This is a genomic window from Enterobacter sp. UPMP2061 (genome assembly GCF_053709615.1).
On the sequence record NZ_JBSKJP010000006.1, the window covers coordinates 191,733 to 216,707 of the forward strand.

General features: G+C 55.4%; 29 protein-coding genes and 1 tRNA gene. 19 read left to right on the top strand and 11 right to left on the bottom strand.

The genetic code is table 11. The features are described 5' to 3' along the window. Positions 1-138 precede the first annotated feature (138 nt). The 4 genes from frdA to frdD are packed head-to-tail and all read left to right on the top strand — an operon-like array spanning position 139 to position 3,432. Positions 139-1,929 carry a fumarate reductase (quinol) flavoprotein subunit gene (gene frdA / locus ACWKXX_RS14365; RefSeq protein WP_110871181.1) on the top strand — a complete coding sequence of 597 codons (1,791 nt, stop codon included), beginning with the start codon at positions 139-141 and terminating at the stop codon, positions 1,927-1,929. Further along, on the top strand, positions 1,922-2,656 hold the full coding sequence (frdB, locus tag ACWKXX_RS14370; protein ID WP_006810403.1) for a fumarate reductase iron-sulfur protein: 735 nt from the start codon (positions 1,922-1,924) through the stop codon (positions 2,654-2,656). The genes frdA and frdB overlap by 8 nt, the downstream gene beginning before the upstream one ends. A gap of 10 nt (positions 2,657-2,666) precedes the next feature. Then, positions 2,667-3,062, top strand: a complete 396-nt coding sequence (gene frdC, locus ACWKXX_RS14375) for a fumarate reductase subunit FrdC (RefSeq protein WP_017383964.1) — start codon at positions 2,667-2,669, stop codon at positions 3,060-3,062. A 10-nt stretch (positions 3,063-3,072) separates the two neighbouring features. Beyond that, positions 3,073-3,432 carry a fumarate reductase subunit FrdD gene (gene frdD / locus ACWKXX_RS14380; RefSeq protein ID WP_000609653.1) on the top strand — a complete coding sequence of 120 codons (360 nt, stop codon included), beginning with the start codon at positions 3,073-3,075 and terminating at the stop codon, positions 3,430-3,432. Positions 3,433-3,461: 29 nt separating this feature from the next. Here the strand turns inward: frdD and ampR are convergent, their stop codons facing one another. Continuing rightward, positions 3,462-4,337 carry a LysR family transcriptional regulator AmpR gene (ampR, locus tag ACWKXX_RS14385; protein WP_023302952.1) on the bottom strand — a complete coding sequence of 292 codons (876 nt, stop codon included), beginning with the start codon at positions 4,335-4,337 and terminating at the stop codon, positions 3,462-3,464. A 132-nt stretch (positions 4,338-4,469) separates the two neighbouring features. Between ampR and blaACT the strand changes: the two genes are divergently transcribed. Continuing rightward, the gene (gene blaACT, locus ACWKXX_RS14390) at positions 4,470-5,615 is read left to right on the top strand and encodes an ACT family cephalosporin-hydrolyzing class C beta-lactamase (RefSeq protein WP_261665791.1); all 1,146 of its coding nucleotides are present in this window, start codon (positions 4,470-4,472) and stop codon (positions 5,613-5,615) included. Positions 5,616-5,773: 158 nt separating this feature from the next. Continuing rightward, positions 5,774-6,304 carry a lipocalin family protein gene (locus ACWKXX_RS14395; protein ID WP_045911896.1) on the top strand — a complete coding sequence of 177 codons (531 nt, stop codon included), beginning with the start codon at positions 5,774-5,776 and terminating at the stop codon, positions 6,302-6,304. Here the strand turns inward: ACWKXX_RS14395 and sugE are convergent. Next, positions 6,301-6,618: a quaternary ammonium compound efflux SMR transporter SugE gene (sugE, locus tag ACWKXX_RS14400; protein WP_015572453.1), complete on the bottom strand. Its 318-nt coding sequence runs from the start codon at positions 6,616-6,618 to the stop codon at positions 6,301-6,303. The two genes, ACWKXX_RS14395 and sugE, sit on opposite strands and share 4 nt — an antisense overlap. 262 nt (positions 6,619-6,880) lie before the next feature. Between sugE and ACWKXX_RS14405 the strand changes: the two genes are divergently transcribed. Next, positions 6,881-7,480: a helix-turn-helix transcriptional regulator gene (locus tag ACWKXX_RS14405; protein ID WP_032104122.1), complete on the top strand. Its 600-nt coding sequence runs from the start codon at positions 6,881-6,883 to the stop codon at positions 7,478-7,480. Between the two features lie 37 nt (positions 7,481-7,517). Here the strand turns inward: ACWKXX_RS14405 and ecnB are convergent, their stop codons facing one another. The 3 genes from ecnB to efp form a co-directional block, all read right to left on the bottom strand. Next, positions 7,518-7,664, bottom strand: coding sequence for a lipoprotein toxin entericidin B (ecnB, locus tag ACWKXX_RS14410; protein WP_003855942.1), 147 nt, complete (start codon positions 7,662-7,664; stop codon positions 7,518-7,520). A 108-nt stretch (positions 7,665-7,772) separates the two neighbouring features. Next, positions 7,773-7,904 (bottom strand): entericidin A/B family lipoprotein, encoded by a 132-nt coding sequence (locus ACWKXX_RS14415; RefSeq protein WP_015572451.1) that lies wholly within the window; start codon positions 7,902-7,904, stop codon positions 7,773-7,775. Between the two features lie 57 nt (positions 7,905-7,961). Then, positions 7,962-8,528, bottom strand: coding sequence for an elongation factor P (gene efp / locus ACWKXX_RS14420; RefSeq protein WP_003855940.1), 567 nt, complete (start codon positions 8,526-8,528; stop codon positions 7,962-7,964). Between the two features lie 40 nt (positions 8,529-8,568). Between efp and epmB the strand changes: the two genes are divergently transcribed. Further along, a complete protein-coding gene (gene epmB / locus ACWKXX_RS14425) occupies positions 8,569-9,597 on the top strand; it encodes an EF-P beta-lysylation protein EpmB (protein ID WP_023295789.1) in 1,029 nt (342 codons plus the stop codon). A gap of 65 nt (positions 9,598-9,662) precedes the next feature. On the opposite strand, the gene ACWKXX_RS14430 is transcribed toward epmB, so the two are convergent. Further along, a complete protein-coding gene (locus ACWKXX_RS14430; RefSeq protein ID WP_040117105.1) occupies positions 9,663-10,016 on the bottom strand; it encodes a DUF4156 domain-containing protein in 354 nt (117 codons plus the stop codon). Positions 10,017-10,249: 233 nt separating this feature from the next. Between ACWKXX_RS14430 and ACWKXX_RS14435 the strand changes: the two genes are divergently transcribed. The 3 genes from ACWKXX_RS14435 to iadA are packed head-to-tail and all read left to right on the top strand — an operon-like array spanning position 10,250 to position 12,529. Next, positions 10,250-10,897 (top strand): nucleoside recognition domain-containing protein, encoded by a 648-nt coding sequence (locus ACWKXX_RS14435; RefSeq protein WP_015572449.1) that lies wholly within the window; start codon positions 10,250-10,252, stop codon positions 10,895-10,897. Then, positions 10,894-11,355: a YjiG family protein gene (locus ACWKXX_RS14440; protein WP_015572448.1), complete on the top strand. Its 462-nt coding sequence runs from the start codon at positions 10,894-10,896 to the stop codon at positions 11,353-11,355. Before ACWKXX_RS14435 ends, ACWKXX_RS14440 begins: the two co-directional genes overlap by 4 nt. A gap of 10 nt (positions 11,356-11,365) precedes the next feature. Continuing rightward, positions 11,366-12,529 carry a beta-aspartyl-peptidase gene (iadA, locus tag ACWKXX_RS14445; RefSeq protein ID WP_047728104.1) on the top strand — a complete coding sequence of 388 codons (1,164 nt, stop codon included), beginning with the start codon at positions 11,366-11,368 and terminating at the stop codon, positions 12,527-12,529. A 65-nt stretch (positions 12,530-12,594) separates the two neighbouring features. On the opposite strand, the gene groL is transcribed toward iadA, so the two are convergent. Both groL and ACWKXX_RS14455 read right to left on the bottom strand, forming a co-directional pair. Next, positions 12,595-14,250: a chaperonin GroEL gene (gene groL / locus ACWKXX_RS14450; RefSeq protein ID WP_261665792.1), complete on the bottom strand. Its 1,656-nt coding sequence runs from the start codon at positions 14,248-14,250 to the stop codon at positions 12,595-12,597. A gap of 40 nt (positions 14,251-14,290) precedes the next feature. Next, on the bottom strand, positions 14,291-14,584 hold the full coding sequence (locus ACWKXX_RS14455) for a co-chaperone GroES (RefSeq protein WP_003855929.1): 294 nt from the start codon (positions 14,582-14,584) through the stop codon (positions 14,291-14,293). A gap of 178 nt (positions 14,585-14,762) precedes the next feature. On the opposite strand from ACWKXX_RS14455, the gene yjeH reads away from it, so the two are divergent. Continuing rightward, positions 14,763-16,010 carry an L-methionine/branched-chain amino acid transporter gene (gene yjeH / locus ACWKXX_RS14460; RefSeq protein WP_032104117.1) on the top strand — a complete coding sequence of 416 codons (1,248 nt, stop codon included), beginning with the start codon at positions 14,763-14,765 and terminating at the stop codon, positions 16,008-16,010. Between the two features lie 23 nt (positions 16,011-16,033). Here the strand turns inward: yjeH and ACWKXX_RS14465 are convergent, their stop codons facing one another. After that, complete coding sequence (locus ACWKXX_RS14465; RefSeq protein ID WP_003855925.1) at positions 16,034-16,498, bottom strand: FxsA family protein; 465 nt, start codon at positions 16,496-16,498, stop codon at positions 16,034-16,036. Between the two features lie 335 nt (positions 16,499-16,833). On the opposite strand from ACWKXX_RS14465, the gene aspA reads away from it, so the two are divergent. From aspA to ACWKXX_RS14490, 5 genes are all read left to right on the top strand, one after another. Beyond that, complete coding sequence (gene aspA, locus ACWKXX_RS14470; RefSeq protein WP_015572444.1) at positions 16,834-18,270, top strand: aspartate ammonia-lyase; 1,437 nt, start codon at positions 16,834-16,836, stop codon at positions 18,268-18,270. Positions 18,271-18,386: 116 nt separating this feature from the next. Further along, on the top strand, positions 18,387-19,688 hold the full coding sequence (locus ACWKXX_RS14475; protein WP_261665793.1) for an anaerobic C4-dicarboxylate transporter: 1,302 nt from the start codon (positions 18,387-18,389) through the stop codon (positions 19,686-19,688). Between the two features lie 113 nt (positions 19,689-19,801). Next, on the top strand, positions 19,802-20,125 hold the full coding sequence (cutA, locus tag ACWKXX_RS14480; protein ID WP_003855908.1) for a divalent cation tolerance protein CutA: 324 nt from the start codon (positions 19,802-19,804) through the stop codon (positions 20,123-20,125). Beyond that, positions 20,101-21,804: a protein-disulfide reductase DsbD gene (locus ACWKXX_RS14485; protein WP_261665794.1), complete on the top strand. Its 1,704-nt coding sequence runs from the start codon at positions 20,101-20,103 to the stop codon at positions 21,802-21,804. The genes cutA and ACWKXX_RS14485 overlap by 25 nt, the downstream gene beginning before the upstream one ends. Before the next feature lie 49 nt (positions 21,805-21,853). Further along, on the top strand, positions 21,854-22,429 hold the full coding sequence (locus ACWKXX_RS14490; RefSeq protein WP_017383972.1) for a transcriptional regulator: 576 nt from the start codon (positions 21,854-21,856) through the stop codon (positions 22,427-22,429). On the opposite strand, the gene ACWKXX_RS14495 is transcribed toward ACWKXX_RS14490, so the two are convergent. Both ACWKXX_RS14495 and ACWKXX_RS14500 read right to left on the bottom strand, forming a co-directional pair. Then, positions 22,426-23,016, bottom strand: a complete 591-nt coding sequence (locus tag ACWKXX_RS14495) for a LysE family translocator (RefSeq protein WP_261665795.1) — start codon at positions 23,014-23,016, stop codon at positions 22,426-22,428. The genes ACWKXX_RS14490 and ACWKXX_RS14495 overlap by 4 nt on opposite strands. 37 nt (positions 23,017-23,053) lie before the next feature. After that, positions 23,054-23,899 (bottom strand): AraC family transcriptional regulator, encoded by an 846-nt coding sequence (locus tag ACWKXX_RS14500; protein WP_023302948.1) that lies wholly within the window; start codon positions 23,897-23,899, stop codon positions 23,054-23,056. A gap of 169 nt (positions 23,900-24,068) precedes the next feature. On the opposite strand from ACWKXX_RS14500, the gene ACWKXX_RS14505 reads away from it, so the two are divergent. Further along, positions 24,069-24,144 (top strand) — tRNA-Phe (locus ACWKXX_RS14505). A gap of 113 nt (positions 24,145-24,257) precedes the next feature. Next, positions 24,258-24,875, top strand: a complete 618-nt coding sequence (locus ACWKXX_RS14510; RefSeq protein ID WP_026094410.1) for a DUF2238 domain-containing protein — start codon at positions 24,258-24,260, stop codon at positions 24,873-24,875. Positions 24,876-24,975 lie beyond the last annotated feature (100 nt).

Below are 24,975 nucleotides of genomic sequence, written 5' to 3' on the forward strand. Positions count from 1 at the left end.
AATTTCCCTCACTTCTACGCGGTTATACTGTTTTACCCATAAAGGAGCAGTGGAATCGCTTCCGCAATCGCCCGTTCGGGCAGGTGAACGTCCTTTAGTTCATCCCGTTGCGGGAAAACAAAAATCTGGAGGAATGTCGTGCAAACTTTTCAAGCCGATCTTGCCGTAATAGGCGCTGGCGGGGCTGGATTACGCGCTGCAATTGCTGCGGCACAAGCCAATCCGAACGCTAAAATCGCATTGATTTCAAAAGTCTATCCGATGCGCAGCCACACGGTAGCCGCAGAAGGAGGATCCGCCGCCGTCGCGCAGGATCATGACAGCTTCGAATACCATTTCCACGACACGGTTGCAGGGGGCGACTGGCTTTGCGAACAGGATGTCGTTGATTACTTCGTGCACCATTGCCCAACGGAAATGACCCAGCTGGAACAGTGGGGATGCCCGTGGAGCCGCCGTCCGGACGGGAGCGTCAACGTCCGCCGCTTCGGTGGCATGAAGATCGAACGCACCTGGTTTGCCGCCGATAAGACCGGCTTCCACATGCTGCACACCCTGTTCCAGACCTCCCTCCAGTTCCCACAAATCCAGCGCTTTGACGAACATTTCGTTCTCGACATTCTGGTCGACGACGGTCATGCGCGCGGACTGGTGGCGATGAACATGATGGAAGGCACGCTTGTCCAGATCCGCGCTAAGGCGGTGGTGATGGCAACGGGCGGTGCGGGTCGCGTATACCGCTACAACACCAACGGCGGCATCGTCACCGGTGACGGTATGGGCATGGCACTCAGCCACGGCGTCCCGCTGCGTGATATGGAGTTCGTCCAGTATCACCCAACCGGCCTGCCGGGCTCCGGCATACTGATGACGGAAGGCTGCCGCGGTGAAGGCGGTATTCTGGTCAACAAAAACGGCTATCGCTATTTGCAGGATTACGGCATGGGTCCGGAAACCCCGCTTGGCGAGCCGAAAAACAAATACATGGAACTCGGCCCACGCGACAAAGTTTCTCAGGCTTTCTGGCACGAGTGGCGCAAAGGCAACACCATCTCAACGCCGCGCGGCGACGTGGTGCATCTCGACCTGCGTCATCTCGGCGAGAAGAAACTGCTGGAGCGTCTGCCGTTTATCTGCGAGCTGGCGAAAGCCTATGTGGGCGTCGATCCGGTGAAAGAGCCGATCCCGGTGCGTCCAACCGCGCACTACACCATGGGCGGTATCGAAACCGACCAGCAGTGCGAAACCCGCATCAAAGGGCTGTTTGCGGTGGGCGAGTGTTCCTCCGTCGGTCTGCACGGCGCAAACCGTCTGGGCTCGAACTCGCTGGCTGAGCTGGTGGTCTTTGGTCGCATGGCGGGCGAACGTGCGATGGAGCGTGCCGCAACGGCAGGTGAAGCTAACAGCGCGGCGCTGGATGCGCAGGTTGCAGACGTCGAAAAACGCCTGAAAGACCTGGTGAACCAGGAAGGTAACGAAAACTGGTCGAAGATCCGCGACGAAATGGGGCTGTCGATGGAAGAAGGCTGCGGGATCTACCGTACGCCAGAGCTGATGCAGAAAACCGTCGACAAGCTGGCGGAACTCCAGGAACGCTTCAAGCGCGTGCGTGTCACCGACACCTCCAGCGTCTTCAATACCGATCTGCTTTATACCATTGAACTGGGCCACGGCCTGAACGTCGCAGAGTGTATGGCCCATTCCGCCCTGGCGCGTAAAGAGTCCCGCGGCGCGCACCAGCGCCTGGATGAGGGCTGCACCGAACGTGACGACGTCAATTTCCTTAAACACACTCTCGCCTGGCGCGATGCGGATGGCACTACGCGACTGGACTACAGCGACGTGAAAATCACCACGCTGCCACCGGCGAAACGCGTGTACGGTGCAGAAGCAGAAGCCGCCGATAAGAAGGAGAAGGCGAATGGCTGAGATGCAAAAACTGAAAATTGAAGTGGTGCGCTACAATCCGGAAGTGGACGCCGCGCCGCACAGCGCTTTCTATGAAGTCCCTTACGACGAGCAAACCTCCCTGCTGGATGCGCTCGGCTATATCAAAGATAACCTGGCCCCAGACCTGAGCTACCGCTGGTCCTGCCGCATGGCAATTTGCGGCTCCTGCGGCATGATGGTCAACAAGGTGCCAAAGCTGGCGTGTAAAACCTTCCTGCGTGATTACACCAAAGGTATCAAGGTTGAAGCGCTGGGCAACTTCCCGATTGAGCGCGATCTGGTGGTCGACATGACCCACTTTATCGAAAGCCTCGAAGCGATTAAGCCGTACATCATCGGCAACCCGCGCACGCCGGATCAGGGGCCAAACACCCAGACGCCCGCGCAGATGGCGAAATACCATCAGTTCTCCGGCTGCATCAACTGCGGCCTGTGCTACGCCGCCTGTCCGCAGTTTGGCCTGAACCCTGAGTTTATCGGCCCGGCCGCCATTACCCTGGCGCACCGCTATAACGAAGACAGCCGCGACCACGGCAAAAAAGAACGTATGGCCCAGCTGAACAGCCAGAACGGGGTCTGGACCTGCACGTTTGTCGGTTACTGCTCCGAAGTCTGTCCGAAGCATGTCGACCCGGCCGCCGCTATTCAGCAGGGGAAAGTGGAAAGCTCGAAAGACTTTCTTATCGCTACCCTGAAACCACGCTAAGGAGTGCATGATGACGACTAAACGCAAAGCCTACGTGCGGCCAATGCCGTCCACCTGGTGGAAAAAACTGCCGTTTTATCGCTTCTATATGCTGCGTGAAGGCACGGCTGTTCCCGCGGTCTGGTTCAGCCTCGAACTGCTGTACGGGGTTTATGCCCTCAAGCACGGCCCGGAAGCCTGGGCCAGTTTTGTGGGCTTCCTGCAAAACCCAATCATCGTTGTGCTGAACCTGATTGTGCTCGCCGCCGCGCTGCTTCATACCAAAACCTGGTTTGAACTGGCGCCAAAAGCAGCGAACATCATTGTAAAAGGCGAAAAAATGGGGCCAGAGCCGGTCATTAAAGGGCTCTGGGCAGTGACGGCAGTTGTCTCTGTGGTCATTCTGTTTGTCGCACTGTTCTGGTAAGGAGACTACTGTGATCAATCCAAATCCAAAACGTTCAGACGAGCCGGTCTTCTGGGGGCTGTTTGGCGCAGGCGGCATGTGGAGCGCCATTATTGCCCCGGTCATTATCCTGCTGGTCGGGATCATGCTGCCGCTGGGGTTGTTCCCGGGCGATGCGCTGAGCTATGAGCGCGTACTGGCCTTTGCGAGCAGCTTTATTGGCCGCGTGTTCATCTTCCTGATGATCGTCCTGCCGCTGTGGTGTGGTCTGCATCGTATCCACCATGCGATGCACGATCTGAAAATCCATGTGCCAAGCGGTAAATGGGTCTTCTACGGTCTGGCGACCATTCTGACGGTCGTCACGTTGATTGCCGTGGTCACCATCTGACTGAACAGGCCCGCCATCCGGCGGGCTTTTTACTTTTTCATCTTCTCCACCAGCCACCGGGAAAATTCGCGCATGGCTGGCGTTTCTGCCCGGGACTGCAATCGGGTCAGCCAGTAACTGCCGAGCTCAATCTGCGTCGCAAAGGGCTGCACAATGCGCTCGCTGGCTAACAGATGGGTAAACATATCGACAGGCGCAATAGCAATGCCCACCCCTGCCTGAGCGGCCTCCAGCATGGTCACGGACGAATCAAATACCATCACGCGGTGCGTTGGCGAAGGGGGATGCTCGCCGGCCGCCTGCATCCACGCGGTCCACTCGTCGCGTCGGTAGGAGCGCAGCAGCGTAAACCTGAGGATGTCGGCCGGACTGTGCAGACTGGCGGCGATATCAGGTGTACATAGCGGCGCGAGCGGCGCATGACAAAGAAATTCAGCCTCGGTACCGTGCCACGCCCCGCCACCGTAGCGGATCGTATAGTCAAGCCCTTCGGCAGCCGGATCAACGCGGTTGTTATGGGTGGAAAGCTGAAGATCGATGTGTGGATAGCCACGGCGAAAATCCTCCAGCTGCGAGAATAAGACCCCGGTGGCAAACGTACCCACCACGCCGATTTTCAGCTTCTCCTGCGCACGATGGTTAGCGAAGCGATCCAGCATTCCGGCTATACGATCGAACGAATCATTCAGCACCGGCAGTAAATTTTCGCCCTCGGTAGTCAACATCAGCCCGCGCGACACGCGAATGAACAGCTGACAGTTCAGGTGCTGCTCCAGCGTTTTCACATGCTGGCTAATAGCCGAATGCGTCACGTTCAGTTCAATGGCCGCATGCGTAAAGCTGAGATGTCTTGCGGCGGCCTCAAAAGCCCGAAGCGAATTGAGGGGGAGATAGCTTCGCGTCATGGTCGCTTCCGTTAGAAAAATTAACAGCTAATGCTAAATTTAACCGTTTGTCAGGCACAGTCAAATCCAACAGACTACGCCTGTCTGACGGGCCCGGACATCCCCTTGACTCGCTATTACGGAAGATTACTGATGATGAAAAAATCCCTTTGCTGCGCCCTGCTGCTCGGCATCTCTTGCTCTGCTCTCGCCGCGCCAGTGTCAGAAAAACAGCTGGCGGAGGTGGTCGCGAATACGGTTACCCCGCTGATGAAAGCCCAGTCTGTTCCAGGCATGGCGGTGGCCGTTATTTATCAGGGAAAACCGCACTATTACACGTTTGGCAAGGCCGATATCGCGGCGAATAAATCCGTTACGCCTCAGACCCTGTTCGAGCTGGGTTCTATAAGTAAAACCTTCACCGGCGTTTTAGGTGGGGATGCCATTGCTCGCGGTGAAATTTCGCTGGACGATCCGGTGACCAGATACTGGCCACAGCTGACGGGCAAGCAGTGGCAGGGTATTCGTATGCTGGATCTCGCCACCTACACCGCTGGCGGCCTGCCGCTACAGGTACCGAATGAGGTCACGGATAACGCCTCCCTGCTGCGCTTTTATCAAAACTGGCAGCCGCAGTGGAAGCCTGGCACAACGCGTCTTTACGCCAACGCCAGCATCGGTCTTTTTGGTGCGCTGGCGGTCAAACCTTCTGGCATGCCCTATGAGCAGGCCATGACGACGCGGGTCCTTAAGCCGCTCAAGCTGGACCATACCTGGATTAACGTGCCGAAAGCGGAAGAGGCGCATTACGCCTGGGGCTATCGTGACGGTAAAGCGGTGCGCGTTTCGCCGGGTATGCTGGATGCACAAGCCTATGGCGTGAAAACCAACGTGCAGGATATGGCGAACTGGGTCATGGCAAACATGGCGCCGGAGAACGTTGCTGATGCCTCACTTAAGCAGGGCATCGCGCTGGCGCAGTCGCGCTACTGGCGTATCGGGTCAATGTATCAGGGTCTGGGCTGGGAGATGCTCAACTGGCCCGTGGAGGCCAACACGGTGGTCGAGGGCAGCGACAGTAAGGTAGCGCTGGCGCCGTTGCCCGTGGTAGAAGTGAATCCACCGGCTCCCCCGGTCAAAGCGTCCTGGGTCCATAAAACGGGCTCTACTGGCGGGTTTGGCAGCTACGTGGCCTTTATTCCTGAAAAGCAGATCGGTATTGTGATGCTCGCGAATACAAGCTATCCGAACCCGGCACGCGTTGAGGCGGCATACCATATCCTCGAGGCGCTACAGTAAAACATTGCCGGGTGGCGCTGCGCTTACCCGGCCTATACAACGCGTGAACTTTGTAGGCCGGGTAAGGCGAAGCCGCCACCCGGCAAAACACCCTGCACAATCTCCCGCATTTTCCTTGCTGTCATCTACACTTAACAAAAAACAGTAAGGAAACTCCTATGCGCATTCTGCCTGTTATTGCCGCAGTAACAGCCGCGTTTTTAGTGGTTGCTTGCAGTTCCCCTACTCCTCCGCCTGGCGTCACGGTAGTCAGTAATTTCGACGCACAGCGCTTCCTCGGCACCTGGTATGAAATCGCCCGAATGGACCATCAGTTCGAACGGAGCTTAGAAAAAGTCACGGTCAGCTACAGCGCGATGGATGACGGCGGGATCCGGGTCATTAACCGCGGCTATAACCCGGATCGCCAGATGTGGCAGCAGTCAGTTGGTCAGGCCTATTTCACCGGCGCGTCTAACCGCGCGGCCATGAAAGTCTCTTTCATCGGCCCATTCTATGGCGGGTATAACGTCATTGCGCTGGACAGAGAGTACCGCCATGCGCTGGTGTGTGGGCCGGATCGCAACTATCTATGGCTCCTCTCCCGCACGCCAACGATCTCGACGGAAATGAAACAGCAGATGCTGGACATAGCGACCCGGCAAGGGTTTGACGTGACGAAATTAATCTGGGTAAAACAGCTGCATTAGTGCGTACTGAGTTTTAACCCGATGATACCCGCGACGATTAACGCGAGGCTGGCGATGCGCGCCAGACTCGCAGACTCCCCCAGCAGCAGAATGCCGGTAATGGCAGCCCCTACCGCGCCAATTCCAGTCCAGACAGCGTAAGCCGTTCCGACTGGCAAGGTTCGCATCGCCCATGACAGCATGACGATACTGACAATCATTGCGGCGATAGTGATGACGCTGGGCGTCAGGCGGGTAAAACCGTGGGTATATTTCAGGCCAATTGCCCATACCACTTCGAGCAAACCGGCAATAACAAGAACGATCCAGGACATATCAGGCTCCTTAACTTAACGACAAGTTGGGGCCGTCCCCGATGAATGAAGCGCTTACGGGTCGTCCCGCAAGGCTGAGGTTGCGCCTTATATTTTGGTTAGCATGGAATTTTTTTTCAAACTTTTTCTGCTGAACACGTTAAGGCAAGAAATAGCCTCAGTAAGGCACGGAGTTCAGGCATTTATGACTCATCCGACTTCTCTATGATGATAGGCTTTCTGATGGCAGGAAGCCAAACCACTAGCCGACTGCGAAAATTATATGTTCAAAATTCTTTTGATTGACCGTTGTCACTTCACCCGCACGGGATTTGAAGCCTGGCTCAATCATTCAGACCTGTTTTCGGGTCATTTCGTCGTAACCGGGGTAAATAATCTTTTCCTCGCCAGAGAGCATATCCTGCAATGGAAACCTGCGCTGGTCATCGCTGATTTATCGGGCTTCCGGCAGGATTTACACCATTTTCAGCAGCTATCTTCCCTGCTTATTGCCAGCGAAACATTGCCTTTTATTATGCTGCAATCGGGGCAGGAGCAGGAGATGACAGATTATCTTGCGCAGTTCCCGATATGGTCTTCACTCTCCAAAAATACCGATCTGGAAAAACTGGCGGCGGTGATAAACGACGCGCTAACGACATGCGTAAGCGCGGAGCTTCCGGAAATGGCGGCACCGTTACTGACGCGTCAGGAAGAGAGAGTACTGACCCTGTGGATGGATGGTGCGAGCAACCAGAAAATTGCCAGCAATCTGCGCATTAACGGAAAAACGGTGTATACGTACAAACGCAATATCCGCATGAAGCTTCATATGGATACGCGTTACTCCCCGTTTTTATCGCTACAGGAAGTGGAGAATTGACGGTACGGTGAAGTTAGCTGCCGTACCGTCGCTTTCATTAGTTCTGAGCTTTAGTTGCTGCGCCAGAAATCGCGTTACCACCGTCGGAGATATCTTCCCCTACGCCACGGGTGGTGTTACATGCAGTCAGTACCGAAGAAAGCACCAGAACAGAAAAGATCGCTGCAATTGTTTTCTTAACCATAATATCTTCCTTTTATAGCCAAAGTTATTTTGTGTATAGCAACTTAAGAATAGACAAGATCTTGTCGTTTGACGGAAAAGGAAGAATTTTTAGGAAAATTAGACGGAATTAGCTGGCCGCATGGGAAATGATATGGCCGAGATCCTGAATATCTTCGCCCACGCCACGCGCGGTGTTGCAACCGGAGAGAATTGCGCTGGAGAACGCTAACAGAAGCAGAATTTTAACGGTACGTTTCATCTTCCCTGCCTGCAAAATCAGGCGCAGCGGGCGCTGCGCCTTTAATCATGACGTAAATTACTTCACGCGGGATACGTATTCGCCGGAGCGGGTATCCACTTTGATCACTTCACCGATCTGTACGAACAGTGGCACTTTAACCACCGCGCCGGTAGACAGGGTGGCAGGCTTGCCGCCAGTACCTGCGGTATCACCTTTCAGACCTGGATCGGTTTCAACGATTTCCAGCTCAACGAAGTTCGGAGGCGTAACCGCGATAGGCTGACCGTTCCACAGGGTAACGATGCACTCAGCCTGATCCAGCAGCCACTTGGCGTTGTCGCCAATCGCTTTCGCGTCCGCAGACAGCTGCTCGAAGGTTTCGTTGTTCATGAAGTGCCAGAACTCACCGTCGTTGTACAGGTAAGTCAGGTTCATATCGACAACATCAGCGCCTTCAGCGGAGTCAGTAGATTTGAAGGTTTTCTCAACACGGGTACCGGTCAGCAGGCGGCGCAGCTTAACGCGTGCGAATGCCTGGCCTTTACCTGGTTTAACGAATTCGCTGGCTTCAACCGCGTACGGTTCGCCGTCCATCATGATTTTAAGACCAGCACGAAAATCGTTGCTATAGTACGTTGCCATAAGGCCCTCTAAATTTGTTAACTGGTAGCTAAGCCACAAAATGGCGCATATTGTAACCCTAAACACCCCGTCCAGAGAAGATTGGTTATCGCAACTTGCCGATGTAATCACCAGTCCTGATGAATTGCTGCGTCTTTTAGACCTCGAACAGCACGAAGCGTTGCGTGCAGGTCGTGAGGCGAAGCGCCTTTTCGCCCTGCGCGTTCCCCGCGCGTTTGTTGCCCGAATGGAAAAGGGTAACCCTGATGATCCATTATTAAAACAAACCCTTACCTCTCAGGATGAGTTTATTACCGCCCCCGGATACAGCACCGATCCGCTGGAAGAGCAAAACAGTGTCGTACCGGGTTTGCTGCATAAATACCGTAATCGCGCCCTGCTGCTGGTTAAGGGTGGTTGCGCGGTAAATTGCCGCTATTGCTTCCGTCGCCACTTCCCGTACGCCGAAAATCAGGGCAATAAACGCAACTGGCAGGTGGCACTGGACTACATCGCGGCGCACCCGGAGCTGGATGAAATCATCTTTTCCGGCGGCGACCCGCTGATGGCAAAAGATCATGAGCTGGACTGGCTGCTGACTCAGCTTGAGACCATCCCGCACATTAAGCGTCTGCGCATTCACAGCCGTTTACCGATCGTCATCCCGGCGCGTATCACCGACGCCCTGGTCACGCGCCTGGAGCAGTCCCGTTTGCAGGTGCTGCTGGTGAACCATATCAACCACGCGAATGAAATTGACGCGGACTTTCGTGCGGCGATGGCGCGTATGCGAAAGGCAGGCGTGACGCTGCTCAACCAGAGCGTATTACTGCGCGGCGTGAACGACAGCGCCCGCGTGCTGGCCGATCTCAGCAATGCCTTATTTGATGCGGGCGTAATGCCCTATTACCTGCATGTTCTGGATCGCGTCCAGGGCGCGGCGCACTTCATGGTGACGGATGAAGAGGCCCGGAAGATTATGCGCGAGCTGTTAACGCTGGTTTCGGGTTATATGGTGCCGAAGCTGGCACGTGAGATTGGCGGAGAGCCGAGTAAGACGCCGCTGGATTTGCAGCTGCGGCAGCAGTAAAAAGGCAGGTGGCGCTACGCTTACCTGCCCTGGAGATAAAGCGGCAGCGCCATCAAAAAGTTATCTCAGTTCGGGCACTTATAGACCTGGCCGTTCATCTGGCTGGCGGTTGGCACAAAGCTGGACAGCATCCCCTGCGTCGGGCTGCTCACCCCGTAAATGACGTTGCCGCCCATTGCCGCAGCCTGATTACGCAGGGCATTGGCCGCACCGCGCATAGAGCCGCCCTCTTCGCCGTGCTGCCCCGACATCCAGTTGCTTTGCTCGCCAGTGGCGGTGCCTAACAGCTGGCATTCGCTGCCCGGCTTATCTTCCACAAAGCGAACGCTCTGGCCCGCTGCCGTCAGCTCATTGCTGGTGCTACAACCCACCAGCAGCAATGCTGCACCTACAATCCCTGCACAGACTTTTATGCGCATGTTATTCCTCGTTTTCAATAAGCTGGACAGTAGTTGTCCGCGTGTAAACCTTATACTAAAAAGATGACCAAAAGAAAAATGCTGAGCATTTCTGCGAGCCAGATTCCGCTGGCACTCCTCCGACATCTTAAATGAATTCTGATAATAACCTTTGGGATATCGTGTTTTAGCCCCCGATCGTTTTTAGTGATGCGACGTACAACTTTTGTACGCGACTCAAAAAAGGGGGTTTCATGAGTGCATCATCCTCAGGAGAGGAAAAAGTAACCTGGGTGGGCTATCTGGCGTTCGTGCTCACCATCGTATTTTTCTCAGGTTTTTTCGCCAAAAGTACCGAATGGTGGCGCGTGCTGGATTTTACCGTGCTGAACGGCAGCTTTGGACCGGTGAACGGCGCGCTGACGTTTCGCGGTGAGGGCGGCACAGGAGCGAAAGACGGTTTTTTATTTGCCCTTGAACTGGCGCCCTCGGTCATTTTATCGCTCGGGATCATTGCCGTTACCGAGGGGCTGGGCGGGCTGCGTGCCGCACAACAGCTCATGACGCCCATTCTGCGCCCGCTGCTCGGCGTGCCGGGCATCTGCTCTCTGGCGCTTATCGCCAACCTGCAAAATACCGATGCAGCCGCAGGGATGACCAAAGAGTTGACTGACGAAGGGGCGATTACTGACCATGAACGCGCCATTTTCGCCACCTTCCAGACCAGCGGTAGCGCCATTATTACCAACTATTTTTCTTCTGGTGCCGCACTCTTTACCTTTATTACCGTCCCGGTGATCACGCCGCTTGCCGTCATTCTGGTGTTCAAATTTGTTGGCGCGAACTTCCTGCGACTGTGGATCGCCCACATGGAAGTTCGCCGCGTTCAGGAGGAAAGATGATCGCCCAGCCGCGTAAAAATATCATGGACCTGTTTATCGATGGCGCCCGCCGCGGCTTTACCATCGCCACCACCAGCCTGCTGCCGAACGTGGTCATGGCGTTTGTCATCATTCAGGCGCTCAAGGTAACCGGCCTGCTGGATATTGTCGGCAGGGTATGCGAGCCCATCATGGCCCTGTGGGGGCTTCCGGGTGCGGCGGCAACGGTTCTTCTGGCCTCGGTAATGAGCATGGGCGGCGGTGTGGGGGTCTGCGCCAGTCTGGTCGCTGCCGGCACGCTCAACGGTCACGATGCCACCATCCTGCTGCCCGCCATCTATCTGATGGGTAATCCGGTGCAAAACACGGGCCGTTGCCTTGGCACCGCAGGCGTCAACCCGAAGTATTATCCGCACATCATCACTATCTGCGTCATTAACGCCCTGCTCTCAATGTGGGTGATGCAGCTACTCTTCTGAGGAGATAAAAATGGATTTTTCAGTGCTGGAACCGCACCTTTTCCGCAATGCGCAGCTTTACGCTCCCGAGGATCTTGGGCATTGCGATCTGCTGATTGCCGGAGGAAAAATCGTCGCAGTCGAAAAAGCGGGCCACGCCACAACGAGGCCAGACTGTCCTGAAAGCGATCTCGCCGGAGCGGTGGTTTGTCCGGGGTTTATCGATCAGCATGTACACCTGATTGGCGGCGGCGGTGAAGCCGGTCCCCACACCCGGACGCCAGAGGTGCGATTGTCTGCGCTGGTGGCGGCTGGCATCACCTCCGTTGTTGGCCTGCTGGGCACCGACGGCGTGACCCGCCATCCCGAGTCGCTGCTGGCGAAAACGCGGGCGCTTGAGCATGAAGGGATCAGCACGTGGATGCTGACAGGCGCGTATGGCCTGCCTTCTCCGACGATTACCGGCAGTATCGAAAAGGATGTGGCGCTGATTGATAAAATCATTGGCGTGAAATGCGCGATTTCCGACCATCGCTCTTCCGCGCCGGCAGATGACCAGCTCGCGAATATGGCCGCCCAGTCACGCGTCGGCGGGCTGCTGGGCGCCAAAGCGGGGATATCCGTGTTTCACCTCGGCAACAGCCCGAAACTGCTGGAGCCGCTGCTTAACATCCTGAATAACGCCGACGTGCCCCGCACGAAGCTGCTGCCAACTCACGTCAACCGCGCCCAGGCACTGTTCCACGCCGCACTGGACTATGCCCGCGAAGGGGGGTACATCGACATCACCACCAGCATCAGCGAGCCTGTTGATGCCGCCACCGCTATCGCGACGGCCCGTGAAGCACAGGTGCCGTTTAACCGGCTCACGCTCAGCTCGGATGGCAACGGCAGCCAGCCGAATTTTGACGCAAATGGTAATCTTGTTGGCATTGGCGTGGCGGGATTTGAGTCCCTGCTTGAGACGCTACAGCAGCTGGTCGGCCGGTATCACCTGCCGCTGGAGGAGGCGCTTCTGCCGTTTACGCGTAACGTGGCGGAGTTTCTCGGCCTGGAGCATAAAGGGCGGATCGCGCCCGGATGCGATGCCGACGTCCTGGTGCTGACCGATGATCTTAAGATCCGTGAGGTCTGGGCGAAAGGCCGCCAGATGGTGCGTGGAGGCGTTGTGTGCGTGAAAGGCACCTTTGAGTAGAAGACAATAAAAAACCCCGGGCATTGCTGCCCGGGGTTCGTTCTGAGAGGTTCAGAACAACATGATTACATCATGCCGCCCATGCCACCCATGCCACCCATGCCGCCCATACCACCAGCAGCACCTAAGTCAGGCGCGTCGCCTTTAGGCAGGTCGGTCACCATGCACTCGGTCGTGATCATCAGACCAGCTACAGATGCCGCGTATTGCAGTGCAGAACGGGTCACTTTAGTTGGATCCAGGATACCGAAGTCGATCATGTTGCCGTATTCTTCAGTTGCCGCGTTGTAACCGTAGTTACCTTCACCCGCTTTCACGTTGTTCGCAACCACAGACGGCTCTTCACCGGCGTTGGACACGATCTGACGCAGAGGAGCTTCCATCGCGCGCAGCGCAACTTTGATACCCACGTTCTGGTCTTCGTTCTGAGCAGTCAGGCCAGCCAGTTTAGCGGCTACACGCACCAGCGCGACACCACCACCAGCAACCACGCCTTCTTCTACCGCAGCACGGGTCGCGTGCAGGGCGTCGTCAACGCGTGCTTTCTTCTCTTTCATTTCAACTTCGGTAGCCGCACCGACTTTGATTACCGCTACGCCGCCTGCCAGTTTCGCTACGCGCTCCTGGAGTTTTTCACGGTCGTAATCGGAAGTTGCTTCTTCGATCTGCTTACGGATCTGACCAACACGGCCCTGAATAGCAGCTTCTTCACCCACACCGTCGATGATGGTGGTGGTGTCTTTGTTGATCACAACGCGTTTCGCCTGGCCCAGGTCTTCCAGGGTCGCTTTTTCCAGCTCCATACCGATCTCTTCGGAGATCACGGTACCGCCAGTCAGGGTAGCGATATCCTGAAGCATCGCTTTACGACGATCGCCGAAGCCAGGTGCTTTAACCGCTGCCACTTTCACGATGCCACGCATGGTGTTAACCACCAGAGTCGCCAGCGCTTCGCCTTCAACGTCTTCAGCAATGATTACCAGCGGCTTGCCTGCTTTCGCAACGGCTTCCAGCACTGGCAGCATTTCGCGGATGTTGGAGATTTTCTTGTCAGCCAGCAGGATGAACGGGCTTTCCAGCTCAACAGCGCCAGTTTCTGGCTTGTTGATGAAGTATGGAGACAGGTAACCGCGATCGAACTGCATACCTTCAACCACGTCCAGTTCGTCTTCCAGACCAGTACCGTCTTCAACGGTGATCACGCCTTCTTTACCGACTTTATCCATCGCTTCAGCGATCAGTTTACCTACGGTTTCGTCGGAGTTAGCGGAGATAGTACCAACCTGAGCAATGGCTTTAGAGTCAGAGCACGGTACGGACAGCGCTTTCAGTTCTTCAACAGCGGAAGCGACAGCTTTGTCGATACCACGTTTCAGATCCATTGGGTTCATGCCCGCAGCAACGGCTTTCAGGCCTTCGGTGATGATCGCCTGCGCCAGTACGGTCGCGGTGGTGGTACCGTCACCAGCAGCGTCGTTCGCTTTAGAGGCAACTTCTTTCACCATCTGTGCGCCCATGTTTTCGAACTTGTCTTCCAGCTCGATTTCACGTGCAACAGAAACACCATCTTTGGTGATGGTTGGCGCGCCGAAGGATTTGTCCAGCACTACGTTACGGCCTTTCGGGCCCAGAGTGACTTTCACTGCGTCTGCCAGTACGTTTACGCCGCGGAGCATTTTTACACGAGCGTCGTTACCGAATTTTACGTCTTTAGCTGCCATGTTCTTATTTCCTCAAATTCGTACAGTTTTCGTGCGTTAATTACGCTTCAACAATTGCCAGAATGTCGCTCTCGGACATGATCAACACTTCTTCATTGTCGATCTTCTCGGATTTCACGCCGTAGCCATCGTTGAAAATGACGATGTCACCAACTTTAACGTCCAGTGGCTGCACAGTTCCGTTTTCCAGGATGCGGCCCTTACCGACAGCGATGATTTCGCCACGCGTTGATTTTGCTGCTGCTGAACCGGTCAGAACGATGCCGCCAGCAGACTTGGTTTCAACTTCTTTACGTTTGACGATCACACGATCATGTAACGGACGAATACTCATTGATAGCTCTCCTTTGAGAAAGTCATTATCAGTTATGGATGACGCCGGTCCGCATGCGGTTTTCCGGCTAGTGCCCTGAGAGATGGGGATAGCTTTTTACCCCTTCAAGGGGTAATCGAAAAAAAATTTGCGAAAGTGTTACCATCCACTCTCTTTTGATGGTGGCGGGACGAGGTAAATGAGTGGACTCAGGCAGGAGTTGGGGCTGGCGCAGGGCATTGGCTTACTCTCAACGTCTTTATTAGGCACGGGGGTATTTGCGGTTCCCGCGCTGGCGGCATTGGTTGCCGGCAATAACAGTCTTTGGGCATGGCCGGTGCTGATCGTACTGGTGTTTCCGGTGGCGATTGTCTTTGCCATACTCGGGCGGCACTTCCCGAGCGCAGGCGGCGTAGCGCATTTTGTCGGCATGGCGTTTGGGCCGCGGATGGAGCGCGTCACCGGCTGGCTATTTTTGTCGGTGATACCCGTTGGCCTTCCGGCAGCCCTGCATATCGCAACCGGCTTCGGACAGGCGCTGTTTGGCTGGCACGATGAACAACTGCTGCTGGCTGAACTCGGTACGCTGGCGATTGTCTGGTGGGTAGGCTCGCGCGGGGCCAGTTCCAGCGCCAATCTGCAAACGCTGGTCGCCGTGTTAATTGTCGCGCTGATCGTCGCCATCTGGTTTGCGGGTGACATTACCGTGGCGGATATTCCTTTCCCCGCGATTAACGACATCGACCACGCACAGCTTTTCGCTGCACTATCCGTTATGTTCTGGTGTTTCGTCGGTCTGGAGGCGTTCGCTCATCTGGCATCCGAGTTTAAACAGCCCGAGCGTGATTTCCCCCGCGCCCTGATGATTGGCCTGCTGCTGGCGGGTACCGTGTACTGGGCCTGTACCGTGCTGGTGCTGCACTTCAATGCGTTCGGTGAAGAGAAAGCCGCCGCCGCGTCGCTGCCGGGCATCGTGGTGCAGCTGTTTGGCGTTAAGGCCCTGTGGGTAGCCTGCGTGATTGGCTATCTCGCCTGCTTTGCCAGCCTCAACATCTATATTCAGAGCTTCGCCCGGCTGGTGTGGTCTCAGGCACTTTATAAACCGGATAGCCCCCTCTCACGCCTGTCAAAGCGTCAGCTTCCGGTGAATGCGCTGAATAGCGTACTGGGCTGCTGCGTGGTGAGTTCCCTGGCCATTTATCTCCTCGACATCAACCTTGACGCGCTGATTGTCTACGCCAACGGTATTTTCATCATGATCTACCTGCTGTGCATGCTGGCGGGCTGTCGGCTACTGAAAGGACGCTTTAAGGCGCTGGCGGCTGTCGGGTGTGTCCTGTGCCTGATGCTGCTGGCGATGGTGGGATGGAAGAGCGTGTACGCCATCGTCATGCTGGCGGGGCTGTGGGTGTTTTTACCGAAGCGGCAAAAGCCGCAGGCCCGGTGAGCGAGCGCCACCGGGCCACAAACTCACCGATCGTCTTTATGATCTAACCGGTCGCGCTGCTCATCCTTACGCTGATATTCCCCTTCAAAGGTATCCCCCGGGCCGGTGCTGAAACCACCGCCTGGCATACGGCTGAAACGCAGGTGCGGCAGCAGCTTCATGGTCAGATGCTTCTGCACCGGCGGCAACAGCAACAGCAGGCCGAGGAAGTCGGTGAAGAAACCAGGCAGGATCAGCAGCAAACCAGCAATAATCAGCGACACGCTTTTGATCATCTCGGCGGCCGGGCTTTCGCCTGCGGCCATCTTCTGCTGCATTAACAGGAAATTTTTGAAACCCTGATTGCGCACCAGCGACATGCCGATGACGGAGGTGAAGATCACCAGAATCAGCGTCAGCAGGACGCCCAGCACATGGGCAACCTGGATGAAAATCGAAATCTCAATGTAAACATAAAGAAAGAAAGCAATAAATGGTATCCAGCGCACTGGCATCTCCTGTGTGGCAGGTGCCTTCAGGCCCCTGACTGAATGTGTTCGCGAAGCGCGTAGATAAGAAATGGTGACGGTTAGCCAAAATTCAATCGGTTTGCACGGATATTTTTTCTGGAAATATTAAAGCGGTGACATATTTCACAGATTAATAATTATCATGAAATCGGGTCGATAATAAGTGATCCAGCTTACGGCAATTCGCTATCATCAGCATATGATCTCGAACATCTGGCCGATTGAGGGAATAATCGTCGGTCATAAAATATTCAAAACCACATATATACTGTGTGTTTAGTACAATCCATCGGCAGCTTGAAAAGAAGGTTCACATGTTAAACAACATTCGTATCGAAGAAGATTTGTTGGGTACCAGGGAAGTTCCAGCGGATGCCTACTATGGTGTTCACACTCTGAGAGCGATTGAAAACTTCTACATCAGCAACAGCAAAATCAGCGACATCCCTGAATTTGTGCGTGGCATGGTGATGGTAAAAAAAGCCGCGGCTCTGGCGAACAAAGAGCTGCAAACCATTCCTAAAAGCGCTGCAAATGCGATTATCGCCGCGTGCGATGAGGTGCTGAACAACGGCAAATGCATGGATCAGTTCCCGGTCGACGTCTATCAGGGCGGCGCGGGCACCTCTGTCAACATGAACACCAACGAAGTGCTGGCAAACATCGGCCTGGAGCTGATGGGTCATCAGAAAGGTGAATACCAGTACCTGAACCCGAACGACCACGTTAACAAATGTCAGTCCACCAACGACGCCTACCCAACCGGCTTCCGCATCGCGGTGTATGCCTCTATCGTCAAACTGGTCGACGCGATTAATCAGCTGGGCGATGGCTTCCAGCGTAAAGCCGTTGAGTTCCAGGATATCCTGAAAATGGGCCGTACCCAATTGCAGGACGCGGTGCCAATGACCCTCGGACAGGAATTCCACGCGTTTAACGTGCTGCTGAATGAAGAGACGAAAAACCTGCTGCGCACGTCCGAACTGTTGCTGGAAGTGAACCTGGGCGCAACCGCCATCGGTACACGCCTGAACACACCAGATGGCTATCAGCAGCTGGCGGTACAGAAGCTGGCTGAAGTTTCCAACCTGCCGGTTGTGCCTGCGGAAGACCTGATTGAAGCTACCTCAGACTGCGGCGCCTATGTGATGGTACACAGCGCCCTGAAACGTCTGGCGGTGAAACTGTCCAAAATCTGTAACGACCTGCGCCTGCTCTCCTCCGGTCCGCGCGCTGGCCTGAATGAAATCAACCTGCCAGAGTTGCAGGCGGGTTCATCCATCATGCCAGCTAAAGTGAACCCGGTGGTGCCAGAGGTGGTGAACCAGGTGTGCTTCAAGGTTATTGGTAACGATACGACCGTCACCATGGCCTCCGAAGCCGGTCAGCTCCAGCTGAACGTGATGGAGCCGGTGATTGGCCAGGCAATGTTTGAATCTATCCATATTCTGACCAACGCCTGCTACAACCTGCTGGAAAAATGCATCAACGGCATCACCGCGAATAAAGAAGTGTGTGAAGGCTACGTCTATAACTCCATCGGCATCGTCACCTACCTCAACCCGTTCATCGGCCACCACAACGGCGATATCGTCGGGAAGATTTGTGCCGAAACCGGTAAGAGCGTGCGTGAGGTGGTTCTCGAGCGAGGATTGTTGACCGAAGCCGAACTGGACGATATCTTCTCCGCCCAGAACCTGATGCACCCGGCATATAAAGCGAAACGATATACCGATGAAAGCGAACAGTAACCGTTCAGGCTAAGCTTCCGAAAGGCACGTCACTTGTGACGTGCCTTTTTTCTTTATGGGCGTTACCAAAACACAACAATTCAATATCAACTTGTTAATGAGCAAGGCAGGTCTTTATGTTTGGAGCAGAACTCGTCATCGTCCTGTTGGCGATTTATTTGGGCGCACGACTCGGGGGTATCGGCATCGGTTTTGCCGGCGGTCTCGGAGTGCTTGTACTTACCCTGATCTTTCAGATTAAACCCGGCGCAATCCCTTTTGACGTTATCGAAATCATCATGGCGGTTATTGCTGCTATCGCGGCCATGCAGGTCGCGGGCGGTATGGACTACTTGGTGAGCCTGGCGGAGCGAATGCTGCGTCGCCATCCGAAATACATCACCTTCCTTGCCCCGCTGGTGACCTGGTTTATGACCATCCTCGCCGGTACTGGCCATACCGCTTTCTCCACGCTGCCGGTAATCACCGAAGTGGCGAAAGAGCAGGGTATTCGCCCGTCTCGCCCTCTTTCTATTGCCGTGGTCGCCTCCCAGATTGCGATTACCGCCTCGCCCATTTCCGCGGCGGTGGTCTTCTTCGCGGGTATCCTTGAGCAGATGGGCGTAAGTTACCTGACGCTGCTGGCAATCTGTATTCCGGTGACGCTGATTGCGGTAATGATCACTGCCGTGCTGTGTAACTTCCTCGGCGCCGAGCTGAAAGACGATCCGGTTTACCAGGAGCGTCTGGCAAAAGGTGAAGTGAGCCTGCGCGGTAGCCAGGTCTTCGAGCTGAAGCCGCATGCAAAACGCTCCGTGCTGCTGTTCCTGATTGGTATCGTCGCCGTGATGTTCTACGCGACCGCCATCAGCGATACGGTAGGTCTGATCCAGAACCCGGTTCTGCCGCGTAACGAAGCCATTGTGGTGTTTATGCTGACCATCGCGACGCTGATCAGCATCACCTGTAAAATCGACACCAGCGAAGTGCTGAACGCCAGCACCTTCAAATCCGGTATGAGCGCCTGCGTATGCGTGCTGGGCGTGGCGTGGCTCGGTGATACCTTTGTGAAAGCGCACATCAGCGATATCCAGACCGTTGCAGGCGACCTGCTGCACAACTATCCGTGGCTGCTGGCAGTAGTGCTGTTCTTTGCCGCGACGCTGCTGTACTCCCAGGCTGCGACCACCAAAGCGCTGATGCCTGCGGCACTGATGCTGGGCGTGACGCCGCTGACAGCGATTGCCTCTTTTGCAGCGGTTTCCGCCCTGTTCGTTCTGCCCACCTATCCAACCCTGCTGGCCGCGGTTGAGATGGATGACACCGGCTCAACCCGTATTGGTAAGTACGTGTTTAACCACGCGTTCCTGATCCCGGGCGTGGTGGCGATTACGCTCTGCGTGATCCTCGGCTTTATCATCGGCGGCATTGTGCTGTAAACGATTAGCCGTTGTAAAAATAGTTAAAATCGGGCCGCTCTGCGGCCCGTTTCATTAATGACCAACCGCCTTGCGTGATATAGTGAAGACTTTCGTGATGAGGAGGTCGACTTGTGAACACGCCTGATGCTGTTGTTGTACTGTGCACCGCCCCTGATGAAGCTTCTGCCCAGGATCTGGCCGCCAAAGTGTTGGCCGAAAAACTGGCTGCCTGTGTCACACTTCTTCCCGGCGCTACCTCCCTTTATTACTGGGAAGGCAAGCTGGAGCAAGAGTACGAAGTCCAGATGTTGCTCAAAACCAACCTGACAAACCAGCAGGCGCTCCTCGACTGCCTCAAGTCTCATCATCCATACCAAACCCCGGAGCTGCTGGTTCTGCCAGTGGTCCACGGCGATAACGATTATCTCTCATGGCTCAACGCTTCATTACGCTGATCCTGCTGCTGTGCAGCACGTCAGCTTTTGCCGGATTGTTTGACACACCCGGCCGTTCGAACTTTATTCCTGCCGACCAGGCGTTCGTTTTCGACTTTCAGCAAAACCAGCACGATCTCAGTCTCACCTGGCAGGTGAAAGAGGGTTACTACCTCTATCGCAAGCAGGTCAGCATCACGCCGGCAAAGGCGAACGTCGGCGCATTGCAGATGCCCGCTGGCGAGTGGCACGAGGACGAGTTCTACGGTAAGAGTGAAATTTATCGTCAGCGCTTAAGCGTGCCCGTCACGGTGAATCAGGCGGATAAAGGCGCTACCCTGACGGTGACGTATCAGGGCTGCGCCGATGCGGGCTTCTGCTATCCCCCTGAAACAAAGGTCGTTCCGCTTAGCGAAGTGAAAGCGGCGGCCTCCCCTCACCCCTCAGGGGAAATGGCCAGTGTGAGGGGTGAAGGCAAAGCCGCTTCAGACCTTCCGTTCTCAGCGCTTTGGGCGTTATTGATTGGTATCGGCATCGCCTTTACGCCCTGCGTGCTGCCCATGTACCCGCTTATCTCTGGCATCGTGCTGGGCGGTAAACAACGCCTTTCCACTACCCGCGCGCTGTTGCTGGCCTTTATCTATGTGCAGGGCATGGCGTTAACCTATACGGCGCTCGGCCTTGTGGTCGCCGCTGCCGGGTTGCAGTTCCAGGCCGCCCTTCAGCACCCTTATGTGCTTATCGGACTGTCAGCGGTGTTTATTCTGCTGGCGCTGTCGATGTTTGGCCTGTTCACCCTGCAACTGCCCTCTTCCCTGCAAACCCGTCTGACGCTAATGAGCAACCGTCAGCAGGGTGGCTCTGCGGGCGGCGTGTTCGCCATGGGTGCCATCGCCGGGCTGATTTGCTCCCCCTGCACCACTGCGCCGTTGAGCGCCATCCTGTTATACATTGCTCAGAGCGGCAACCTGTGGCTCGGCGGCGGCACGCTGTACCTCTACGCGCTCGGCATGGGCCTGCCGCTGATCCTGATGACGGTGTTTGGCAATCGTCTGCTGCCGAAGAGCGGCCCGTGGATGGAGACGGTGAAAACCGCGTTTGGTTTTGTCATTCTGGCGCTGCCGGTATTTCTGCTGGAGCGCATCATCGGTGATGTGTGGGGTACGCGTCTTTGGGCGATGCTCGGCGTGGCCTTCTTCAGCTGGGCGTTTATCGTGAGTCTGGGGGCGAAGAAACCGTGGATGCGCCTGCTACAGATCCTTCTGCTGGCGGCCGCGCTGGTGAGCGTCCGTCCACTACAGGACTGGGCGTTTGGCACCCCGGCAGGTCAAACGCAGGCTCATCTGAATTTTATACAGATTAAGAACGTGGATGACCTTAACCGCGCCCTGGCGCAGGCGAAAGGCAAACCGGTCATGCTCGATCTCTACGCAGACTGGTGCGTGGCCTGCAAAGAGTTTGAAAAATACACCTTCAGCGATCCGCAGGTACAACACGCGCTGAGCGATACCGTTCTGCTCCAGGCGAACGTTACCGCCAACAGCGCGCAGGATAAGGCTCTGCTGAAGCAACTTAATGTGCTCGGGCTGCCTACCATCCTGTTCTTCAATAAACAGGGGGAAGAACAGCCGACGCAACGTGTAACCGGGTTTATGGACGCGACGGCATTCAACGCGCATTTGCGCAATCGCCAACCGTAAACAACACTTTAGACGGGACAAACCGTTGGGAATAGCGGAGGAGATAACCGTGCAACGCGAAGACGTACTGGGACAAGCCCTGCAATTGCTTGAGATTCAAGGGATCGCCAGCACCACGCTTGAGATGGTCGCCGACCGTATCGATTACCCTCTGGATGAACTTAAGCGCTTCTGGCCGGATAAAGAGGCGCTGCTGTACGATGCCCTGCGCTATCTCAGCCAGCAGGTGGATATCTGGCGCAGGCAGCTGATGCTGAATGAAGAGCTGACCACCGAGCAAAAGCTGCTGGCGCGCTATACCGCACTGACGGAGTGTGTAACCAACAACCGTTACCCAGGCTGTCTGTTTATCGCCGCCTGCACCTACTATCCGGATCCCGGGCACCCCATCCATCAACTGGCAGATCAGCAAAAACGTGCCGCGCACGAGTTCACACACGAGCTGCTGACCACGCTTGAAGTGGATGACCCGGCAATGGTCGCGAAGCAGATGGAGCTGGTGCTGGAAGGTTGCCTGAGCCGCATGCTGGTGAACCGTAGCCAGGCGGATGTGGATACAGCGCACCGTCTGGCGGAAGATATTTTGCGGTTTGCGCAGTGTCGTATGGGTGGTGCTCTGACCTAAGCCAGCATTCCCGTCCAGGCGGAAATAAACAAGCACAGCGCCATCGCGCGCTGAAATCGCACCATCGCCACGGTGGTGCGGAAAATCCGGTTCACCGCCTTCCCCAGCCACGCCCAGCACAACAAACAAGCCACAGAGATCGCCAGAAACCCTAGCGCCATCAGCGCAACATCCCGAAATGCATGGTCGCTTGCCGGAGCAAACAGGCTGACAACTGCCAGCGCCATCATCCACGTTTTTGGGTTTACAACCTGTAATAACGCCGCCGCCCGCGCGGTAAACCGGACATGGCGTCTGGAGGAGAGATTCGCGGCCGGGGCGCTAAACAGCTGCCAGCTCATCCAGGAAAGCCACAGCACGCCCGCCCAGCTCATTACCTGACGTATCAGCGGATACTGGCGTAACACTTCTCCTGCCCCAGCACCTGAAACCAGAACAATAGCGCTGGCGGCAATACACCCGCCCAGGATCGCAGGAACCGTATTTTTTACGCCAAAGTGCTGACTGTTAGCCAGTACCAGAATATTGGTTGGCCCCGGTATAATCGAGGCGACAAATGCAAACAGCAGGAAGGGTAATAAATTCACAGGTGACTCCTTTTTTATTAGAGCCACGAATGTGCCGTTATTTTCTGGAAACGTCTGGAAGGTTTGTGCACAACCGACGGTAGTGTGCCGGAGAAATACGGTATGCCCGCTGGAACCAGCGACCAAGATGGCTTTGATCGGCAAACCCCACTGCCGTTGCAACATCGACAGGCAGTTCCCCACACGCCAGCATCTGTCGGGCCTTTGCCAGGCGCAGCTGGATAAGCCAGGCGTGCGGTGCCAGGTGAAATTCGCGCTTAAAACAGCGGGTGAGCGTAAAGCGATCCGTACCCGTCTCACGGGCAAGGTCTGAAAGCCCCACGTTCTCGCCGATATGCGCATAGAGATAGTCGCGGGCACGATGCGCCACGGCGGAGCTTTGTAGCTGAGACGGGAGTTTCTTACGCCAGTGGCAGTGGGCAGTGATCTGAGAGAGCAGGTTATCCATTGTGCTCTGTTGGACGATCTTCATTTCATCGTTATGCAACGAGGCAAATGTATCACCGATAGCGCGCACCAACTGAGGCTCTCGCGTCAGCGTTTGGGCAAAGTGGAGGGTGTAGCTCCCGGGAGTAGAGTCGTACAGCCCTTGAAGCGTACGGGTGAGCCAGTGTTCATCCAGATAAAAGGTCAGATAAGTAAAGCCCCCCTCTATCGGTGCATCACCGTCATGGATCTCCCCGGGCTCAAGTAAAAAAGCATCGCCCGGCTGGCTACGGTGGCGTTCACGGCGACAGTGGAACTGCTGCGTGCCGGAAAGGGTTATTCCGACCAGATAGCTATCATGCCAGTGGGGATCAAAGGCATGTCCTTCGAAATGCGCCTTAATTGTCTCAATACCTGTTTCTGCATGCTGACGCAGCTCAAGCCAGTCGTTTGCCATACTGCCCTCCTCTTACCGCCAGCATTGTCACATCTTGCCTGAACTGTCTGGAAGATTTGTGCAATTCCAGGGCACAAACGGACAGATTGCCGCAAACTTAAGCAGTTGAACAGCTTTTCCCGAAATAATGTTGACGATCGCGCGCGATTGCGGTTTAATGCGCTCCGTTGCCCGGATAGCTCAGTCGGTAGAGCAGGGGATTGAAAATCCCCGTGTCCTTGGTTCGATTCCGAGTCCGGGCACCACTATTTAAAGAACCCAGCCTATGGTTGGGTTTTTGCTTTTCTGTATCCGCTACGCATTGAATTTTCCCTTCTGTCAGGTAATAGTGATTTTTTCCCCTGACAATGAAAATGATATGACCTTATCTGCTTTAAAAGTCGGGTCACTGCTCCTGCTGTTGATCCTGTTTTATACCGGCCTGTTCACGAGCGATCGCATCACCTGGCTGATGGAGGTGACGCCCGTCATTATCATCATCCCACTTCTGCTTGCCACGCACCGGCGATACCCCCTGACTCCCCTTCTCTATACCCTGGTTTTCTTCCACGCCATCATTCTGATGGTTGGTGGTATGTACACTTATGCAAAGGTTCCGGTTGGTTTTGAGGTTCAGGAGATGCTCGGGCTTAGCCGAAATCCGTATGACAAGCTCGGTCACTTCTTCCAGGGGCTGGTTCCCGCACTGGCAGCGCGAGAAATTCTGCTGCGCGGTGGGTATGTTCGTGGACATAAGATGACGGGATTTCTGGTGTGCTGTGTTGCTCTGGCCATTAGCGCCACCTATGAACTCATTGAGTGGTGGGCAGCTTTGGCAATGGGACAGGGTGCGGATGATTTTCTTGGGACGCAGGGCGATCCATGGGATACCCAGTCTGATATGTTTTGCGCGCTGCTTGGTGCGTTAACGACGGTGCTGATCCTTGGGCGTTTCCATCAGCGGCAATTGCTTCGTTTGAATGTTTGTCAGGGATAGTACGCTCTGAGTTGCCGGGTGGCGGCTTCGCCTTGCCCGGCCTGCCGTTTTTCGACGTACAAACGCAAAAAGGCCATCCTTCCGGATGGCCTCTTCACTT